This is a genomic window from Qipengyuania sp. ASV99 (assembly GCF_047872805.1).
Classification (GTDB): domain Bacteria; phylum Pseudomonadota; class Alphaproteobacteria; order Sphingomonadales; family Sphingomonadaceae; genus Erythrobacter.
Genome location: NZ_JBLQUK010000009.1, coordinates 33,235 through 52,841, shown reverse-complemented (window position 1 = coordinate 52,841; position 19,607 = coordinate 33,235). Strand labels below are relative to the sequence as shown.

16 protein-coding genes are annotated in these 19,607 nt (G+C 59.6%); 10 read left to right on the top strand and 6 right to left on the bottom strand.

Annotation, left to right across the window (positions count from 1 at the left end):
- The first annotated feature begins 171 nt into the window (after nt 1-171).
- Nucleotides 172-1,230 (top strand): serine hydrolase, encoded by a 1,059-nt coding sequence (locus tag ACM64M_RS11080; RefSeq protein ID WP_416228751.1) that lies wholly within the window; start codon nt 172-174, stop codon nt 1,228-1,230.
- Between the two features lie 111 nt (nt 1,231-1,341).
- Here ACM64M_RS11080 and ACM64M_RS11075 read toward each other — a convergent pair whose 3' ends face one another.
- Entirely contained in the window at nt 1,342-1,620 is a 279-nt protein-coding gene (locus tag ACM64M_RS11075) for a hypothetical protein (protein ID WP_416228750.1), read from the bottom strand.
- Between the two features lie 212 nt (nt 1,621-1,832).
- Here ACM64M_RS11075 and polA point away from each other — a divergent pair, with 212 nt between their 5' ends.
- Together polA and ACM64M_RS11065 are read left to right on the top strand one after the other, a co-directional pair.
- The gene (gene polA / locus ACM64M_RS11070) at nt 1,833-4,682 is read left to right on the top strand and encodes a DNA polymerase I (protein ID WP_416228749.1); all 2,850 of its coding nucleotides are present in this window, start codon (nt 1,833-1,835) and stop codon (nt 4,680-4,682) included.
- The gene (locus tag ACM64M_RS11065; protein WP_416228748.1) at nt 4,679-5,755 is read left to right on the top strand and encodes a mechanosensitive ion channel family protein; all 1,077 of its coding nucleotides are present in this window, start codon (nt 4,679-4,681) and stop codon (nt 5,753-5,755) included. Before polA ends, ACM64M_RS11065 begins: the two co-directional genes overlap by 4 nt.
- An 8-nt stretch (nt 5,756-5,763) precedes the next feature.
- Here the strand turns inward: ACM64M_RS11065 and ACM64M_RS11060 are convergent, their stop codons facing one another.
- Entirely contained in the window at nt 5,764-8,070 is a 2,307-nt protein-coding gene (locus ACM64M_RS11060; protein WP_416228747.1) for a CDC48 family AAA ATPase, read from the bottom strand.
- A 537-nt stretch (nt 8,071-8,607) separates the two neighbouring features.
- On the opposite strand from ACM64M_RS11060, the gene ACM64M_RS11055 reads away from it, so the two are divergent.
- The 7 genes from ACM64M_RS11055 to ACM64M_RS11025 all read left to right on the top strand — a co-directional run bounded on the left by ACM64M_RS11055 (nt 8,608) and on the right by ACM64M_RS11025 (nt 14,298).
- Nucleotides 8,608-9,330 carry a CoA transferase subunit A gene (locus ACM64M_RS11055; protein ID WP_416228746.1) on the top strand — a complete coding sequence of 241 codons (723 nt, stop codon included), beginning with the start codon at nt 8,608-8,610 and terminating at the stop codon, nt 9,328-9,330.
- Nucleotides 9,327-10,484, top strand: a complete 1,158-nt coding sequence (locus ACM64M_RS11050) for a hypothetical protein (protein ID WP_416228745.1) — start codon at nt 9,327-9,329, stop codon at nt 10,482-10,484. Before ACM64M_RS11055 ends, ACM64M_RS11050 begins: the two co-directional genes overlap by 4 nt.
- On the top strand, nt 10,481-11,131 hold the full coding sequence (locus ACM64M_RS11045; protein WP_416228744.1) for a 3-oxoacid CoA-transferase subunit B: 651 nt from the start codon (nt 10,481-10,483) through the stop codon (nt 11,129-11,131). Before ACM64M_RS11050 ends, ACM64M_RS11045 begins: the two co-directional genes overlap by 4 nt.
- A complete protein-coding gene (locus tag ACM64M_RS11040) occupies nt 11,131-12,024 on the top strand; it encodes an alpha/beta hydrolase (RefSeq protein WP_416228743.1) in 894 nt (297 codons plus the stop codon). The genes ACM64M_RS11045 and ACM64M_RS11040 overlap by 1 nt, the downstream gene beginning before the upstream one ends.
- A 4-nt stretch (nt 12,025-12,028) precedes the next feature.
- On the top strand, nt 12,029-13,180 hold the full coding sequence (locus ACM64M_RS11035) for a CaiB/BaiF CoA transferase family protein (protein WP_416228742.1): 1,152 nt from the start codon (nt 12,029-12,031) through the stop codon (nt 13,178-13,180).
- An 89-nt stretch (nt 13,181-13,269) separates the two neighbouring features.
- The gene (locus ACM64M_RS11030; RefSeq protein ID WP_416228741.1) at nt 13,270-13,818 is read left to right on the top strand and encodes a GbsR/MarR family transcriptional regulator; all 549 of its coding nucleotides are present in this window, start codon (nt 13,270-13,272) and stop codon (nt 13,816-13,818) included.
- Nucleotides 13,819-13,905: 87 nt separating this feature from the next.
- Entirely contained in the window at nt 13,906-14,298 is a 393-nt protein-coding gene (locus ACM64M_RS11025; RefSeq protein WP_416228740.1) for a hypothetical protein, read from the top strand.
- Nucleotides 14,299-14,354: 56 nt separating this feature from the next.
- Here ACM64M_RS11025 and ACM64M_RS11020 read toward each other — a convergent pair whose 3' ends face one another.
- From ACM64M_RS11020 to ACM64M_RS11005, 4 genes are all read right to left on the bottom strand, one after another.
- Complete coding sequence (locus ACM64M_RS11020) at nt 14,355-15,554, bottom strand: DUF418 domain-containing protein (RefSeq protein ID WP_416228739.1); 1,200 nt, start codon at nt 15,552-15,554, stop codon at nt 14,355-14,357.
- A 40-nt stretch (nt 15,555-15,594) separates the two neighbouring features.
- A complete protein-coding gene (gene metK, locus ACM64M_RS11015) occupies nt 15,595-16,842 on the bottom strand; it encodes a methionine adenosyltransferase (RefSeq protein ID WP_416228738.1) in 1,248 nt (415 codons plus the stop codon).
- A gap of 81 nt (nt 16,843-16,923) precedes the next feature.
- The gene (gene lnt, locus ACM64M_RS11010) at nt 16,924-18,585 is read right to left on the bottom strand and encodes an apolipoprotein N-acyltransferase (RefSeq protein WP_416228737.1); all 1,662 of its coding nucleotides are present in this window, start codon (nt 18,583-18,585) and stop codon (nt 16,924-16,926) included.
- A gap of 28 nt (nt 18,586-18,613) precedes the next feature.
- A complete protein-coding gene (locus ACM64M_RS11005; RefSeq protein WP_416228736.1) occupies nt 18,614-19,495 on the bottom strand; it encodes a DUF4167 domain-containing protein in 882 nt (293 codons plus the stop codon).
- Nucleotides 19,496-19,607 lie beyond the last annotated feature (112 nt).

The following is a 19,607-nucleotide window of genomic DNA, read 5'->3' as shown; positions in this document are numbered from 1 at the left end:
TTGTTCGACGAAAGCGCAATTGCCACCCGTCAGCTGCGTAAGCGCCAGTCCGGTCGCGGCGCGCGCACATTTCGTCGCATGCGGCGGCCCGAACGCTTGTCGCGGCGAATCGCTTGCACCTACAGACTGATGTTAAGTCACCGCTAACCCTGATCGGAGTATCTCCGCCCGATGGCTCTTATCTATCGCATCCTCATTTCCCATCGCGTCCCTGCTTTGCTGGCGGCGCTCCTTGCCGCCTTCGCTGCCCCGGTTGCGGCACAGTCAAACGATCTGCACGCAAGTTTTGACGATGCGTTTGGCACCGAAATGCGGTCGCCCGAAACGTTTGAGGCAATCTATGCGAGCGGTTTCGAACAACGCATTGCCGAGCTTGCCAATGGCAATGACGGACGCATCGGGGTTGCCGCCGTGGATCTTTCAACTGGCGATCAGATCATGGTGCTGGGCGACCAATTGTTCCCCATGGCTTCGACCAGCAAGATCGCGGTAGCCGCGACCTATCTCGAAATGGTTGAACAGGGCCGTTATTCGCTGACGTCAGAATTTCCGCTGCTCATCCCGGTTCGCTCGGCGAAGTTTTCGTCAGCGGCGGCGCCGGTGCGCGAAGGCAATTACATGCCGGCAATCGATCTGATCGAGATGATGATTACCCGTTCCAGCAACCCGGCGACCGACGCGCTGATTGCGGCGGTCGGCGGGCCGCAGGCGGTCAATGACTGGATGCGCCGTCAGGGTATCAATGATTTTTCGATCGACCGCGACATTGCGACACTGGTTCGCGATGATGGCGAATATGATCCGGCAAGCTGGATTGATCCGCGCGATGCAGCGACGCCGCGGGCGATGGTGCGCTTGCTCCAAGGGCTCTATCGCGGTGATTTTCTGTCCGATCAGAGCCGTCAGGTTCTGCTCGGTTCGATGAGCCGCACGGTTACCGGCTCCCGCAGAATTCCGGCCAACATGCCGGCAGAAGCAAGGGTCAGCCACAAGACCGGATCGCTCAACAACACCTCAAGCGACATCGGTATCATCGAATCGCCCGATGGCCGCGCGATTGCGGTTGCGATCTATGTGACAGGGCAGGGATCACGGCTTGCGCGGGAACGGCGAATCGCTTCGATTGCGCGAGCGCTTTATGATGGTTTCGGTGCCCGCGCTCAGCAAAATCCAGGGGGCAATCCGCGCCAGATATGGACCAGTGCGCCGCGCAGCGGAAGTGGCAGATAATTCCGATTGAGATCGAGCACAGAAAAAGGCGGCACCTCGCAGCGCCGCCTTTTCTTTTTGCCATTATTGGCCCGCCGCGTTCAATGACAGAGCGCGTCGATGAAGGACGAATTACTCGCCTTCGACCATAGCTTCGGCTTCAACAGCTGCTGCTTCTGCAGCTTCGCCGGTTGCTTCGGCAGCGCCTTCAACAGCTTCGCCAGCTTCAGCAGCAGCGCCTTCAACGGCTTCTGCGCCTTCTTCAGCAACAGCGGTCGCATCTTCGGCGATCGATTCAGCGTCGGCAGCCATCGCATCACCGGTTTCGCCAACGGCGTCAGCGGTTTCACCGCAAGCAGCAAGACCAAGTGCCGAGGTGGCGATTGCAGCAGCAAGAACGAACTTACGCATAATATAATTCCTTGTTCAGCGAGTGAATATCGCGCGGCCCAGTTTTGCGAGCTCGTGCGAAAGTCGGCTTCTGACCCCCGACTTCACGCCCCAAATAATGGCCGAATTGTGGCATTGCAAGCGAATTGAGGCGAGTTGCCCAAATTTCGCCATATTCCTGCCACTTTTCAATTTCCGTTTCGGAGCTGGCCAAGCGGTGCTAGCACCCGGAAATGTCCTCTGATCAGCAGCATCTCTATCTCGTCGATGGGTCGTCCTATATTTTCAGGGCCTATCACCGGCTTCCCCCGCTGACCAATCCCGAAGGGACGCCGGTGGGCGCGGTCTATGGTTATACGACTATGCTGTGGAAACTGGCCGATGACCTTGATGCAGCCGATGGGCCGACGCATCTTGCGGTGATCCTCGACAAGGATTCCAAGAGTTTTCGCAATGACATCTATCCCGAATACAAGGCCAACCGCCCGCCGCCGCCGGAGGACTTGCGACCGCAATTCCCATTGATCCGTGATGCGACGCGGGCATTCAGCCTGCCGTGTATCGAGGAACAGGGATTGGAGGCGGACGACCTGATTGCGTCCTATGCCCGCGCGGCGCAGCGGCAAGGGTGGAATGTCACGATTGTTTCGTCCGACAAGGATCTGATGCAATTGATCGGGGAAGTCGACGGCCCCAATGGTCGAGGCAGGATCGACATGCTCGACACGATGAAGAGCGCCCGCATCTATATCGATGAGGTAGAAGAGAAATTCGGCGTTAGGCCTGAACTGGTCGGTGATGTGCTGGCGTTGATGGGCGACACGGCCGACAATATTCCAGGTATTTATGGGGTTGGTCCGAAAACCGCGAGCAAGCTGATGGCAGACCATGGATCGCTTACCGCCGCGCTGGATCAGGCATCCGAAATGAAAGCCTCAAAGCTCAGGGATCGATTGATCGAAGGCCGCAAGGATGCCGAATTGTCGCGCGTGCTGGTAACTTTGCGCGAAGATTGCGATCTGCCCATTGCCATCGAGGATATGCGGATCGAGAAAATTCCCGAAGCGCCGCTTATCAATTTCCTTGAAAGACATGGGTTTACCTCGCTTCTAAAACGGTTGGGTGCAGGGACGGGCAGTCCAGAGCGGGCCAACAACCTGAACCCGGCCAAGGCGGAAAGAGCCAGCGACGCAGGCGGTGCCAGCGGCAATCGCCAGCCGCTTCCCGAGATGCCCCCGGTTGAGCGCAGCGCTTACGAAACCGTGCAAACGATTGAACGGCTGGAGGCTTGGGCCGACCGCGCGATGAAAGCGCGTCTGGTGGCGGTTGATACCGAGACATCATCGCTCAATGCGATGCAGGCGGAACTGGTGGGCATAAGCCTTGCGCTGGGACCGAACGATGCGTGCTATATCCCGCTTGGCCATGGCGGCAGCGATATGTTCGATGAAAAGCCTGAACAGATCCCGATTGAGTTAGCGCTGACGGCTCTGAAGTCGATGCTGGAAGATGACGGCGTTCTCAAGATTTTCCAGAACGGCAAATATGATCTCAATGTCCTTGCCCGGCATGATATTCAGGTCAGCCCGGTCGAAGACACGATGGTCATCAGCTTTGATCTGGATGCTGGTCGCAGCGAAGATGGGATCGGAGGCGGGCACGGGATGGACGAATTGTCTCGTCGGCACCTTGGCCATGAACCGTTGGCGTTCAAGGATGTGTGCGGCACTGGCAAGAAAGCCATAAGCTTCGGCGAGGTCCCGCTAGACCGTGCGACCCAATATGCTGCCGAGGACGCCGATGTAACTTGGCGGCTCTATCAATGCCTCAAACCGAGGCTGGCGACCGAAGGCGGAACCCGGATCTACGAGCGTGTTGACCGCCCGCTGATCCCTGTTGTGGCTGCGATGGAGCGCGAAGGGATCAAAGTGGACCGCGCAAGACTCGCCAAGCTGTCTAAGGAATTCGCTGCGGAAACCGTAAGGCTGGAGCGGGAGATACACGGCATCGCCGGGCAGGAATTCGCGGTTGGCAGCCCGAAACAGCTAGGCGAGGTCCTGTTTGAAAAAATGGGTTTCAAAGGCGGCAAGAAAGGCAAGAGCGGGCAATATTCAACCGATCAATCGGTGCTGGAAAAGCTCGCCGGGACAGGTGCAGAGATTGCCGCGAAAGTGCTCGAATGGCGGCATCTGTCAAAGCTCAAATCCACTTACACCGATGCGCTTCAGGCACAGATAAACGCTTCAACTGGCCGGGTACACACCAGCTACAGTCTTGTTGGAGCGCAGACCGGGCGGCTTTCCTCTACCGATCCCAACCTTCAGAATATTCCAATCCGCACCCCCATAGGCCGCCAAATCCGCGATGCCTTTGTGCCGGAGGCGGGCAATGTGATCCTCGCTGCTGATTACAGCCAGATCGAATTGCGGTTGGCCGCGCATATGGCCGATGTTGGCACCTTGAAAGAAGCCTTTGCCAATGGTGAAGACATCCACGCGCGCACAGCGGCTGAGATGTTTGGCGAGGTCACCCGCGACACGCGCGCGCGGGCCAAGACGATTAATTTTGCGATCCTCTACGGCATCTCGCGCTGGGGTCTGGCGGGACGACTCGAAGTCGATCCCGACGAAGCGCAGGCCATGATCGACACCTATTTCCAACGCTTCCCGGGAATTCAGCGCTATATAATGGAGACGCTCGAAACGGTCGGCGCGCGCGGCTATTCGGAAACGCTGTTCGGTCGCAAGACATGGTTTCCCCGGATCAAGTCCAAGAATCAGGCCGAGCGTCAGGGATCAGAGCGCGCTGCGATCAACGCGCCGATCCAGGGCACCAGCGCGGATATTATCAAGCGGGCGATGGTGCGCATGGTCCCGGCCTTGCGCGATGCGGGCCTGAAAGATGTTCGCATGCTGCTGCAGGTTCACGATGAGCTGGTGTTCGAACTTCCTGAAAGCGACGTTGCGAATGCTACTCCGATTATCGAACGGGTTATGGCAGAGGCTGCCCTTCCTGCAGTGAAGCTGGATGTACCGTTGGGTATCGATATCGGCACCGGCATGTCTTGGGGCGCGGCGCATTGATTGAGGCATTCCAGAATGCAAATTGGGCGATTGATTGGGGATTGCTGACGATTTCAGGCCTGACCGTAGTGGTCTCCGTAGTCGCCGCTTATCTCGCCTATTTGGCGGTGTTCGCGATTGTCGGAAGGCTTACCCAGCTGTCCGAGATTGCGGTCGATACCCTTTTGATTCAGCGTATTAGGCGGCCGATCAAGTACTCCTTCCTTGCTATCGGGGTAACGCTCGCAGCGCAAGCCGATCCGGCGCTGCGAGAAGTTTGGGAGCCTTTTGCGCGGTTTCTGCGCCCGGCGCTGCTCGGCTGGATCGCCTATAATATCGTTCGCGGCCTGACAGCGGCGATGGAACTGCGCATGGCGGACGCAGACCCGATCGCCTCGCGCAGTCGCCGCACGCGGATTGCGGTGCTGTCGCGCATCGCCACGTTTGCGATAATTCTTATTACAATCGGGCTGATGCTGTTCGCTATCCCTTCGGTGCGGACGATTGGCACAACCATGCTCGCGTCGGCCGGTCTGGCCGCACTGGCGATTGGAGCGGCCGCGCAGCCCGCGCTCAAGTCGCTGATCGCCGGGGTGCAGGTCGCTTTGACCGAACCCATGCGTATCGGCGATCTGGTCAAGGTCGATGGCGAAACGGGGCGGGTTGAAGAAATCCACATGAGTTTTGTCACCGTGCGGACGTGGGATGAACGGGTCTTGGTGGTACCGACCAGCCGGTTCCTCGATGAAACGTTCGAAAACTGGTCGCGCCAGAATGAAGCACTGACCGGCACGGTTTTCCTGCATCTCGACCCAATTACCGACGTCGCCCCGATCCGTGCGGAATTTGAACGCTTTGCCGGGTCGCACGCATTATTCGACGGACGCAATTGCGAGCTTGCCGTGACACAGACCTACCCCGAAAGCATCGAGTTGCGGCTGTCCTTGAGCGCTGGGACGATTGGGGATCTTTGGACCCTGCGCTGCGACGTGCGCGAACATATGTTGGCTTGGTTGCGCGAGAATATGGAGAACGCTCTGATCCGCCACCGGCTTGAGGTGCCGCATGGGCACCCCAAGGCGGGCGAGCCCTGATAGCGGCCCTATTCGTGCTTCTTCGCCCGCGCCGGTTCGAGAGTGTCAGGCGCGAAGAAGCCAATCGGGTTGACCTCCGCCGCGCGCTTTTTCAGCTCTCCGCGTATCTTGCGATATTCCGCTTCCATCGCAGCGGTAACGGTAGCGCGGCTGTCTTTCAGAGCTTCCTCGAAATCGGCCATTGCGACTTCGGAAACATCACCGCCGAGACGGCGAAGCGCGGCCAGACCTGCGCGGCGCACCACATCTTCCAGATCGGCACCGGTAAACCGGTCAGTCTTTGCTGCGACCGCAGCAAGATCTACATCTTTCGCCAGCGGCATGTTGCGAGTGTGGATGCCCAGAATGTGCTCACGGCCCGGCTCATCAGGGGTGCCGACATAGACCAATTCATCAAACCGGCCCGGACGAAGCAACGCGGGATCGACCAACGTCGGGCGATTGGTTGCTCCGACCACGATCACCGATTGCAATTCTTCCAGCCCGTCCATCTCGGCCAGGATTGTGTTGACCACGCGGCCTGTAACCTGCGGCTCGCCTTGCCCTGAACCGCGCGCGGGCACGAGGCTGTCGATCTCGTCGATAAACAACACGCAAGGCGCAACGGCGCGGGCGCGTTGAAACAGGCGGGCGATCTGTTGTTCGCTTTCGCCATACCATTTGGACAGCAGGTCCGAGCTTTTCATCGAGATGAAATTGGCTTCGGCTTCCTTCGCCACCGCTTTGGCGAGCAGCGTCTTGCCTGTGCCTGGCGGTCCATACAGCAGAAAACCCTTGGCCGAGCGGATACCCAAACGGCGGAACGCATCGGGGTTCTTGAGCGGCAGTTCGATCCCTTCTTTCAGTTTGTCGATCGCATCGCCGATGCCGCCAATATCGTCCCATCCGACATCGGGCATCTGCACCATCACTTCGCGCATGGCGGAAGGCTGGATGCGCTTCAAAGCCGAGAAGAAATCATCGCGGGTGACGCACAGGTCTTCGAGCACCTCCGGGGGAATTTCGCGTGCATCGAGATCGAGCCTGGGCATGATCCGGCGCACCGCGTCAATCGCCGCCTCGCGGGCAAGCGCAGCAATATCGGCTCCGACATAACCATGGGTCACCCGCGCCAGTTCATCTAGATTGACCGCTTGTTCCAGCGGCATTCCGCGAGTGTGAATGGCCAGAATCTCGCGGCGACCACTTTGATCGGGAACGCCGATTACGATCTCGCGGTCAAACCTTCCGGGGCGGCGCAGCGCCTCGTCGAGAGCGTCGGGCCGGTTGGTCGCGGCGATCACGACCAGATTGGCGCGGGCCTCCAGCCCGTCCATCAGGGTGAGCATTTGCGCAACGAGCCGCTTCTCCGCTTCTCCCGGCACCTGTGTGCGCTTGGGCGCGATCGAATCGATTTCGTCGATAAAGATAATCGCAGGAGCAGCACGGGTGGCTGCCTCGAAGACTTCGCGCAGTCGCTTTTCGCTTTCGCCATAGCCTGAACCCATGATCTCGGGTCCGTTGATGGTGAAGAACTCGGCATCGCTTTCATTCGCCACGGCCTGCGCTAGCCGGGTCTTGCCCGTTCCGGGCGGGCCATGCAGCAGCACACCCTTGGGCGGATCAACGCCCAGCCGCGTGAACAATTCGGGATAGCGCAGCGGCAGCTCGACCATTTCGCGCAGCTGCTGGATCGTGTCCACCATGCCCCCGACATCGTCGTAATTCACGCCTGCGCGCGGATCGCGCGGCTCCTCGAATTCGGTGCGCAGCTCAACTTCGGTGTTGTCGTCAATATGGACGATGCCCTTGGGTGTGGTTGAAGCAACCGAAAGCCGGATTTGCGTCAGCGCATAGGCTGGGGCGCGCAGCAATTGGCGCACGTCCGATGGCATATTCTGCACCGGCTGTTGTCCGGTGGTGGCAACCAGATCGCCGGCGACCAACGGTTTGCGAAAAAAGTTGCGTTTCAGCGCCTGCGTCGGCCCCTGCAGCCGCATTTCGCGCTGGGCGGGGGCGAAAACGACCCGCGTCGCAGGGCGCGATTCGGCCACTGATATGGTGACATGCTCGCCTGATCCGGTCTCGGCATTGCCCCGCTGCAAGCCATCAAGCCGGACAACATCAAGCGTGTCGTCCTCTTCATAGGCGGCCATCGCAATCGCGGCCGTTGTGCGCTTTCCGGCGATCTCCACCACGTCGCCTTCGGTAATTCCGAGCTTTTGAAACGCAGAGCGGGGCATTCTGGCGATCCCCTGTCCCGATTCTTCTTGCCGCGCTGGAGCAACCTGGAGGCGTGCAGTCCGGCTGGGATTGGCGGCTTCGGCATCGGCCATGTGCAGGTCCTTTAGGCTGATGAAACAGGGCAAACTCGTCGCTGAGTAGCTAAGGAGCGCAGCGGCGGATTGCAAACCGAAGGATCGCAGGCGCAAGGCGGCGCTTTTGCATCGCACCCCGATGCCCTGGACAAAAAAAGCCCGGCACAAAGGCCGGGCTTGAAAGTTTGGGAGAGGATGCCTGAAAGGCACAATTGCATATGAGGGCGGACGACTTTTTGTGCAAGTGCGAATGACGCACCTTTTCATGCAAAAAACGCAATTACATGTCAGAAATCGGTCAGTTTTGTGGCGGTTCTTGCAAAAAATGCTGCCTAAAATTTGAACAATCGCTCAAGATTGCAGCAAATATCCTGTATTTGAATGGTGCGACGCAGCATCGTCGGTTCAGGGATCGTTGCCGCAGACCTGCAAGGTTGGCATGCTGGAACGTGACAGCGCACATTCTTGCGACTAATTACGCCAGACTTGACCGGCCTCATCGCCGTTCAACCTTTCATTGCCGCCTTTATTGCCGAAAGGACGCGGGGCCCTACCATGTCAAAGATTTATCCCGATGCCGCAGCGGCGCTCGACGGTGTGATCGCCAACAATTTGTTGATCGCAGCCGGCGGGTTTGGCCTTTGCGGCATTCCCGAAAGGTTGCTGGACGCCATTCGCGACAGCGGTGTGACCGGCCTGACCTTTGCCAGCAACAATGCCGGAATCGACAATGAAGGTATCGGCAAATTGCTGCGCACTCGGCAAGTCGCCAAGATGATCAGTTCCTATGTGGGCGAAAACAAGGAGTTCGAACGGCAGTTTCTGGCCGGAGAGCTTCAGGTCGAATTCAGCCCCCAGGGCACTTTGGCAGAGCGGATGCGGGCCGGAGGGGCGGGTATTCCCGGCTTTTACACCAAAACCGGCGTCGGCACTCAAGTTGCAGAAGGCAAGGAACACAAGCAATTCCCCGATCAGGACGGGATCATGTCCACCTACATCCTCGAGCGCGGGATCTTTGCTGACTTGTCGATTGTGAAGGCGTGGAAGGCGGACGAGACAGGCAACCTCGTCTTTCGCAAGACCGCGCGCAACTTCAATCTGCCTGCGGCGACCTGCGGCAGGATCTGCATCGCTGAAGTTGAGGAAATTGTTCCTGCAGGCGCGCTTGATGCGGATCAAATCCACTTGCCCGGCGTGTTCGTCAATCGCATCATCCTGGGAGCGCCATATGACAAGAAAATCGAATTTCGCACTGTGCGCGAACGCGAGGAGGCATGATTTTGGAGATCGAACGAGGGCGCGCAGTCAAGCTGATCGCGGCAGGCTGTATGGCGGTGACATTGCAAGGCTGCGTAGCGGTTGCATTTCCGATTGCAGCGGGCGGATTGCTTGCTGGCGGAGCGCGGATGGATGCCGCGGACGAAGGCGAACCGGCATCAGCCACCACGACAACCGCTACCACGACCACCGACGCCGCGATAGCTGCCGCCGCTGATCCTGCTCCGGTGACTGCATCTGCTCCGGCAAACGCCCAGGCCAGCGTGCAGCCCAATGCCAATCGGGATGATGGTCCCGAAGGCGAAGTGGGTGTGCTGGAGCCCACCGTCCCAGTTTCAGAAAGCAGTGACGCTCTCACTATTGCCGAGACAGAGACCAAGGCAGAACCAGCCGGCGCACCCATGGGACCGGCGGCAACGACCGCAATTGCTGCAAATGACCCGGCTGACGCCGCACCGGTCGCGATACCCGCGCAGCCCGCGCCTGCGCCCGCCCCTGAGCCCACGCCTGCTTCGGTGTCTGCTGCAGCGCCGAGTGTGGGATCAGGGATCGTTATACCCATTCCTCAAGCCGCTCCTTCGGTTGCAGGGGGTACATTCTTCGATCCGCTCTTCGCCTATGCATCGGACCCGGCTTTCATGCGCAGCGATGCCCGGCCATCGGCGACATTGGTTGATCCAACAGCGCTGAAACCCGACAGGATCGACTGTTCCGAGGGGGTGTCCACGGTGCTGATCGACCTTGATCCGGAAGAGGGCGAGCTGTTCCCGATTGATCCGCGCAGCGCCTCACCCGCGCTAGCCGAAAGACTGGCGCAGCTACGCGTCAGGGGCATCGGCATCGCGTGGATTTCGCAAAGCTCTGTCGATCGCACCGATGAAATTCGCGGCGCGCTATATCAATCGGGGCTGGACCCGCTGGGCACTGACGAGGTTTTGCTGATGCGCAACTCAGATGAACGCAAGCAGACCCGCCGTGATGAACTGGCGCGCAACACGTGCTTGGTTGCGATGGCCGGTGATACGCGCTCAGACTTTCATGAATTGTTTGAATACCTTCTCAACCCCAGCGACGCAGCTGCATTGGAGCCGCTGATTGGTGAAGGCTGGTTCCTGATCCCGACGCCGCTATTACCAGAAAGGTCCGCGCCATGAGCTCTGAACCAAAAGGCTGGACCCGCGATCAGATGGCCGCGCGTGCGGCGAAGGAATTGCGCGATGGCTATTACGTCAATCTCGGTATCGGCATTCCGACACTGGTAGCGAACCACATTCCGCAAGGGATGCTGGTGACGTTGCAGAGCGAGAACGGGATGCTCGGCATTGGCCCATTCCCGTATGACGACGAGGTCGACGCCGATCTGATCAACGCGGGCAAACAGACGATTAGCGAACTGCCGCATAGCGCCTATTTCGACAGCGCCACCAGCTTTGGCATGATCCGCGGCGGGCACATCGACTTGACCGTGCTCGGCGCGATGGAAGTCGCTGAAAACGGCGACATCGCCAATTGGATGATCCCCGGCAAGATGATCAAGGGGATGGGCGGCGCGATGGATCTGGTCGCTGGGGTCAAGAAAATCATCGTGGTGATGGATCATACCGCAAAGGATGGCAGTCCCAAATTCATCCCCGAATGCACCCTGCCGCTGACTGGTGCTGGCGTGGTTGATATGGTGATCACCAATCTCGCAGTGTTCCAGCGGCCCGATCACGAAGGTCCGTTTCGCCTGATCGAGCGGGCTCCCGGCGTCAGCGACGCGGATATCGCCTCGAGCACCACTGCGCACTACGTCGCGTGATGCGCCGAGTCATCGCACTCATCGGACTTGCTATCGTCCTGATGATTGGAGGTGTGCTTGCTTTCACTTCGCCGCCGAGGCTCCTGTCGGAGTATGATTGGGCGGCGGGCGGAGGTGCGGACGCACGGCAGGTGACGGAAGGTATGCCCTTCGGCAGTCACGGGCAGACGCTCGACATCTGGGCCCCGGCGCATCCAAAAGCGAGCAAGCTGCCGGTCGTGGTCTTCTGGTATGGCGGCGGCTGGGCCAAGGGTGACCGCGCGGCCTATGCCTTTGCCGGGCGGGCCTTGGCGAGCGAGGGATTTTTGGTGGTAGTTCCCGATTACCGCAAGGTGCCGCAAGTGCGCTTCCCGGCATTTCTGGAAGACGGCGCAGAGGCGGTGGCGTGGACGCGCGACAATATTGCTGATCGTGGCGGCGATCCTGATCGCATTGCCTTTATGGGCCATTCCGCCGGGGCCTATGTCGCGGTGATGCTTGCGCTTGATACCAAATGGCTGATGGATGCCGGGGTCGATCCGGCTGTCGTCAAGGCCAGCATCGGCCTTTCGGGGCCCTACGATTTCTACCCTTTCGTTAAGCCGCGCTCGATTGCGGCGATGAGTAAGTGGCCGCGCCCACTGGAAACTCAGCCGATTGAATTTGCCCGTGCCGATGCGCCGCCACTGCTGTTGGTCACTTCGCAGGGTGATGAGACGGTGCGGCCAAGAAATGCTAACAATCTTTCCGCAAAGCTGCGCGCGCTTGGCGCGCCGGTTGAGCTGAGGAATTATGGGCCGCTGACGCATGAAGAGGTGGTGATGGCGCTGTCCAAACCGTTCCGAAGCAAGGGGCCGGTGCTTGCTGATAGCGTGACTTTTCTGCGCGCCAATCTGGCGGACGAAGGGGAATAAGGCCATGTGGCTGTGCACGCCGCGCAACCCCAATGCTCCGCTGGCCGGACTTAAGGTCGTGGAACTGGCGCGGGTGCTCGCGGGGCCGTTCGCGGGTCAGATCCTTGCCGACCTCGGTGCCGACGTGATCAAGGTCGAAAGCCCGGAGGGCGACGGCACAAGGCTTTGGGGGCCGCCTTGGGTTGAGCGCGTCGATGCCCGTGGCAAGGTGCACCGTGAGGCCGCGTATTACCACGCCTGCAACCGCGGGAAGCGATCGATAGTCTCCGACTTCAGAAGGGCAGATGACTTGGCGCGGATCAAGTCGCTGATCGCCGAAGCTGACGTAGTGATCGAAAATTTCAAGACGGGTGGTCTCTCCAAATTTGGACTCGATTACGCGGCCTTAACTGCGACCAATCCGGGTCTCGTCTATTGCTCAATAACGGGCTTTGGGCAGACCGGACCCCGCGCCCAAGAAGCAGGGTATGATTTCGTGGTTCAAGGGATGAGCGGCTTCATGTCCTTAACCGGTGATCCGGGCGGCGATCCGGTTAAGATGGGCATTTCGATCTCCGACCTATCAACCGGAGTTTGGGCCGCGAACGGGATACAGGCGGCATTGTTGATGCGCGCCCGGACCGGCAAAGGTCAGCATGTCGATATGAGCCTGATGGATTGTTCGGTCGCGCTGCTGGCCAATCAGGCGAGCTATCTTTTCTCAACCGGTCACAATCCGCCGCGAATGGGCAATGCGCACGCGCAGGTCGCGCCCTATGGTGTGTTCCCGGTAAGCGACGGTCACGTGATCCTGTCACCCGCCAATGACGGGCTGTTCCGCAAGCTGATGGGCGTGCTGAATCTGGACCATCTGGTGAGTGATCCGCGGTTTATTACCAATGGCGACCGCACAGCCAACGCCGCTGCGCTCGATGCCGAAATTGCGAGGGCGACAGCGGCATGGACCAAGCAAGGCCTGCTCGATGACTGCCACGCAGCGGGCGTTCCCGCAGGCCCAATCAACCGTCTCGACGAGGTATTCGCAGACCCGCAAGTGGTCGCGCGCGGAATGCGGATTGATCTTGGAGGACTGCCGGGAGTGCGCAGTCCTTTCACCTTTTCCGACGCCGAATTGGCTCTGGACCGGCCCTCTCCGATGTTGGGTGAGGACGGCTGAATCCGGCGTATGGCAAGCGCTGGCGAAGTTTAGCTTGCATGTTCCTTATGTTTCTGTAATTTCTGAAATTGAAAAAGGAGCTGCGAGTCGTGACCAGATTGCTCGACATTCCAGAGGTGCGATCCTTCATCCTTCATTGGGGCGAGATGGGGACCGAGTGGGGCGTTAGCCGTTCGGTCGCGCAAGTTCACGCACTGCTCTATCTTAGCGATGGTCCGCTTCATGCCGAGGAAATCTGCGAGACGCTGGGCCTGGCGCGGTCAAACGTATCGAACGGGCTCAAGGAACTGCAATCCTATTCCATCGTGCGCCGAGTCCATGTCGAAGGGGATCGGCGCGATCACTTCGTCGCGGAAACCGACCTGTGGGAAATGCTGATGCGGATCGCAGCGGAGCGCAAGAAACGCGAACTTGATCCGACCATTCAATTTCTCGGTGAATTGGCGGAAAGTTTGGATGGTCGCAATGACGTGCCGGTCCACGTGCGGGAGCGGATCGGACGGATGCACAGCTTTATCGACACATTGACAGGCTGGTATGCGGATGTTCGCGGTCTGCCCAAACCGACATTGGTCCGCCTGATGAAGCTGGGGCGCGGCATCGCCCGCTTCCTGCCCGGCTCGGGCGGCACCTCCTAACCCATTTCCCAACAGCACAAGGAAGACCGAATGAGAAAGGCCTGCGATTACAAGTTTCGTTAATTACAGAAATAACAGGAGATAAAGATGTACGCTCTCACATCCTATTGCGCTTACCTTCTCATTAGCATCGCCCTCACCATCTGGGTTGCGCGCACGCTATCAAGGAATGGCTATGTCTTTCTGACCGAATGCTTTGGACATGATCAATTGCTCGCCGCGTCTACCAATCATCTGCTGGTGGTCGGGTTCTATCTCGTCAACCTTGGCTGGATCCTGCTAACTTTGCGGTTTGGCGCTCCGCCCGAAACTGCGCTGCAAGCGGTCCAGTTCCTGTCGAGCAAGGTCGGTATCGTTGTCGTCGCGCTTGGCCTGATGCACTTCTTCAACATGAATGCGATTGCCAAGTTCGGACGCAAGGTCGGCGAATGGTTCCGCGAGGAACAATGGGCTGCAAGGGCGGCCGGAACCGAAGCCTGATTCCTATAAGCATTTGAAAGACGGGCGCCCGTTTCCGGGACGCCCGTCTTGCCGTTTCATGTAAGCCACCGGCCACCGGCGCGCCACAGCCGTTCGAACGGTCCTTGCCCCAAACGCTCAACCCAATGCGGGGACCACGCGATCATGGAGGCAATCGGCACAAAACTGAGCGCAAAGGCACCGGCGCGGCTAACTTCGCCAAACAGGCCGAGCCCCCAAGTCGCAAAGATCGCGGCCAAAATCACCGACGTCATCAGATAATTCGTGAGCGACAACCGCCCCGTCGCGGCCAAGCGCTGTGTCACCGGCCCACCGGGCTGGAAAAAAGCCATCGCAAGTGAGGCATAAGTCACTCCCAATAGCATATCGAAGGGGGCCGACAGCACCAGCGAACCGGCACCCGCGAGCGCCCCGGGAAAGCCACTATCCGCTGTCCACCACGCAAGCAACAACAGCACCGGGATTGAAGCCAATGCGCAGATCGCAGCCAGCCTTTGCAACCGAAAGGTGCGCCATTCGGCCTTGAGCATCCCACTCTTCCAAAGCCCCATTCCAAGCGTCATCGCCGCCAGATTGAGCGGTACGGCGGCGGCAATGACGGTGATCTGATCTGGGATATTGGCAGAGCGCCGGGCAATCCTTTCGGCTAACCCTTCCTGCCCAAGCGCGTAAGTGTATCGCACCGCCGCCTCATCAGCGCCAAAATTGCGCTCCGCAAACAGGGCTGCGTCGCTGCCCGCTCTCCCTGCTAGAAAATCGACAACAGCGCTGCCAAACACGATCATGCCCGCACCAAAATGCACCGCCACCAGTCCAATAGCGATGGCATAGAGCTCGCGTGCGGATAGATGCGCCAGGAATGGCAGCGCAAATCCGGCAAGCGCATAGGCGCGCAGCACGTCATTGCTGGCCAGCAGCACCGAATGCGCAAGACCAATTGCAAACAACACCGCCATCCGGGCAGAATGCGGCCGCCATCTGCGTTCGCCTGATCGTTCAAGCAGGATCAAACACCCCGCGCCAAACAGCATGGCAAACAACGTCCGAAACTTGTCTTCGATAAAAACAAAGCTGACCGCCCAGACCATCCGGTCGAGCTCGGCCCCGCCGCCCCAGACTATCGGATTGTAATAGGCCTGAGCCGGAAGGGCGAAATTATAAACATTCATCCAGACGATGCCGACCACCGCGGCGCCGCGCAACGCGTCGAGTTCGACAATCCGGCTCTTACCCGCAGCATGAGGAGGTGGAGGCATGGCCATCTCCTTACGCCCTTAACAGATCATCCGCGCCTTATCAGGCGAATATCGCTTTCAATTCGTCGACCAGATCGGTGCGTTCCCATGGGAAGAAATCGCCCTCTGCGATCCGGCCAAAATGGCCATAGGCAGCGCTTTGGCGGTAAATCGGTTTGTTGAGGCCCAGATGCATGCGGATGCCGCGCGGGGTCAGGCCGCCCAGACTGCTGATGCTGCGGATCGCATCTTCCAATGCTTCATCGCTCACGCCCTCGGCGCAGGTGCCGTGGGTGTCGACGTACAGTGAAAGCGGCTCTGACACGCCAATGGCATAGGCAATCTGAATGGTGCAGCGCTTGGCCAGTCCAGCCGCAACCACGTTTTTCGCCAGATAGCGGGTAATATAGGCGGCGCTGCGATCGACTTTGGTCGGGTCTTTGCCGCTAAACGCGCCGCCGCCATGCGGGGATGCGCCGCCATAGGTGTCCACGATGATCTTGCGCCCTGTCAGCCCGGCATCGCCATCTGGCCCACCGATTTCAAACGCGCCGGTCGGGTTGATGTGCCAAACAGTCGCATCAGTGATGAAATTGGCTGGAAGAATCCCGCCTACGACTGTTTTGACATAGGCTTTGAGTTCAGCTTCCTTGTCACCTTCGTGATAGCCCTTTGCGTGCTGGGTCGAAACAACGACGGCGGTGCAGGCGACTGGCTGGCCGTTTTCGTAACGCAGCGTCACCTGGCTCTTCGCATCGGGTTCCAGGAAGGGCGCGGTGCCATCCTTGCGGTCGGCGGCCAGCTGCTGAAGGATCTTGTGGCTGTAATCCAGCGTCGCCGGCATCAGGTCTGGCGTTTCATCGCAGGCAAAACCGAACATGATGCCCTGATCGCCTGCGCCTTCGTCCTTGTTCGACCCTTCGGCCCCTGCATCGACGCCCTGCGCAATTTCAGCGGATTGGCCGTGCAGATGATTTTCAAACGTCAGCGTTTCCCAATGGAATCCGCTTTGTTCATAGCCGATTTCCTTGACCGTGCGGCGCACCGCGCCTTCAATCTCGTCGCGCGCACCAGGTGCCCAATAGCTGTTGAATTTCCACGCTTCGTTGTTGTCATCATACATCGGCTTGCAGCGAATCTCGCCCGACAGCACAACCCGCTGGGTGGTGGTCATGGTCTCGCAGGCAACTCGCGCCTCGGGGTCCTTGGCCAGCATCAGATCGACAATAGCGTCGGAAATCTGATCGGAAACTTTATCCGGATGCCCTTCGGAAACGCTTTCGGATGTGAAGAGATAATTGCTGCGCATGGTGTCTCCGAGGGCTTGACTTCGTTTGGCGTGCGGCCCCTTATGCAGATATAAGGAAACCTTTATGTGTGTAATGTGCCCCTAGCCGCGCGCTGACCGCAGCGCAAGCAATCTCGGCAGGCCAAATCCCATCAGCGCCATCAGCGCCGCCCAGATCAGCGGCAGAGCATTGCCCAGCCTGGCAAACAGCGTTGGTGGCAGGGGGGCGGGAATGGTTCCCTCGACACTGCCCGCTATCCCGCTGGCAATGTTCTGTCGCACGATCCCGCGCGCATCGATCACCGCGCTGATGCCGGTGGTGGTGGAGCGAAGCACCGGCAGTCCCTCCTCAATCGCGCGCATCCGTGCCTGCGCCAGATGTTGCGGCGGGCCCCAGCTGCCGAACCAGCCATCATTGGAGGGATTGAAGATATAGTCGGGGCGATCATTGCGGTCCGCAACCTGCCCGGAAAACACGATTTCATAGCAGATTTGCACCCCAGCGCGGCCATGTGCTCCCAGATCGAGTGTTCGCGGTCCAGGGCCAGGGATATAGGGGATCGCACCCGCCGAAAGCCGCGCCAGTCCCAAAGGTTCGAGCGCCCATTCCAGCGGCAGGTATTCCCCGTAAGGCACCAGATGCGCCTTGGCATAATGGTGCGTGATCTCGCCTGCTCCATTCAGAGCAATCACCGAATTGCGCGCCGAGACAGCGCCGACTGTGCCATCGGCGCGCTCGGCCATATTGAGGTTGACCACGCCGGTCAGCAATGTCGATTGCGGACCGATGACCTGTCCGATCCGTTGGCGTGCTAGCACAGGGTCCTGCGCATAGGTCATTCGGTCGTAGTAACGCTGCGGGTAGCCGTCTTCGAGATAGTCGGGCAAAGTGCCTTCGGGCCACAGCACCACGCGAGATTGATCGCGCCCTGCCAATGTGGGCTGCGCAAGCCGTTCAAATTGCGCCTCGAACTTGGAGCCGTCGTTGATCTCGCTTTGCGGGATGAGCGGTTGAACAAGGGTGTAGCGAATGCCGTCATTTGGCGGCGTGACCTGAAGGTAAGGGATTATCATCCATCCCGATACCAGCAAGGCGAACACCACCGCCGAGATCCAACGATGCGCCAATGTTACTGCGAGCAGGACGCTCGCAGTGAATAACGCCAGCCCCGACAAGCCGTAAGTGCCCATCCATGGCAGCAGGCTCGCCAGACCCTGCGCATCCCACCCGCCTAGCAGCATCAGTCCAAGCGGAGGCCACGGATAGCCGGTGAACACCCAGCTGCGCAGCCATTCGGTCACGATCCACGCTGCGGCGAAGACTGCTCCAAACGCCAGCGGTCCCGCGCGCTTCGCCGCCAGATGCGCCGCCAGCGCGGCCAGTGCGGGATAGGCCGCGAGATAAATACAGAGCAGCGGCACCGCAAGCCAGCCAAGAACTTCGGGCATTTTCGCCTGATGGGTGAAAGCGGTTGCGATCCAGTTGTTCGCCAGTGTCAGATGGACCCAGCCGAACAGCCACCCGCGCCACATGGCGCTGCGCCAATTCGGCGCGGTGCTGATATGGCTGACCAGCAGCGCCAGCGCCGGAAGAGCAATCCACCAGGCGTGCAGCGGCGGGTATCCGCAGGCCGTTATCAATCCCAGTCCGGCGGCGACCAGACTCGGATACGCCGCTGCGACTGTCTGCCATCGGCGGGCGAGTTCAGCGGCCCTACCTGATCCCGGAGTCAGCGATTGATCGGCCATCGACGCCCCAGCCATCTGCGAACAAGCCGCCTGTCAGACCGGCTTAACCGACGGCTTCGAGATTGTCGTCAGCGTCGCGGCTTGCCCTGCCAATTGCGGGCGGAAGCACGGCGGAATCTATCTCACCGCCGCCCTTGCCCGATTTGCCGTTTGTTTCGGCGCCGTTCGGGTCTGACCCTGCGCGGGCTTTCGCGCGAACGGGGCTGCGCGGCTTGCGGCGCGGGGTCTCGTCAGAGGCTTCGGCCTTGGGCTTGCGGGCGGTGCGTTTGGGCCGCGATTCGGTCCGTGCATCTGGCCGCGAATCGGCCCGCGTATCTGACCGTGCGTCGGAATCATCATAATCGCGGGCGTCGTCGGCATCGAAACTATCGGTGTCCATGCCGCCAGAGCGTTCGCTGCCGCCATCGAAATCATCATAGTCCTGATTGTCGCGGCGACCGCGCGCACGGCGGTTGCCGGCGTTTCTGCTGTCAGAGCGATCGCTCTCCCCGCGTCCACTTTCAGAACGGACATTGTCGGAGCGGTTTCCGTCAGAACGACCACCGTCAGAGCGGTTGTCATTCCGCCCATCATTGCGCCCATCGCTACGGCTATCGCTATCGTAACCGTCGTCGTCGTCATTCGACGAATCGCGATTTTCGCTGCGGCCATCGCCTCGTTTGCCGCGCGCTTCGTCCTGACGCGCCTTGTTGTCGGCGATCACGCGGAAATAATGGTCCGCGAATTGCAGATAATATTCCATCTGCACACGGTCGCCATTGTGCTGCGCGTCCTGAGCCAGCTTCTTATATTTGTCGAGCATCTGCGGCGCATTGCCGCGCGCCCGGCTGTCAATCCGGTTCAGCTGATTGCCGCCGCCGCCGCCCTGGCTGTTGCGATTGCCCCGGCCGCGTCGCCGATTGTTTGTATTACGATTGTTATTCAAAGGAAATTTATCCTCATCCGTGGCTCAGGCGATCTGTCAAAGCGCGCCTCTCTGGCCAGTGGACCCCGAATTGATCCTAGTTTCAAAACGCCCACTTAGTTAAGGCGCAACC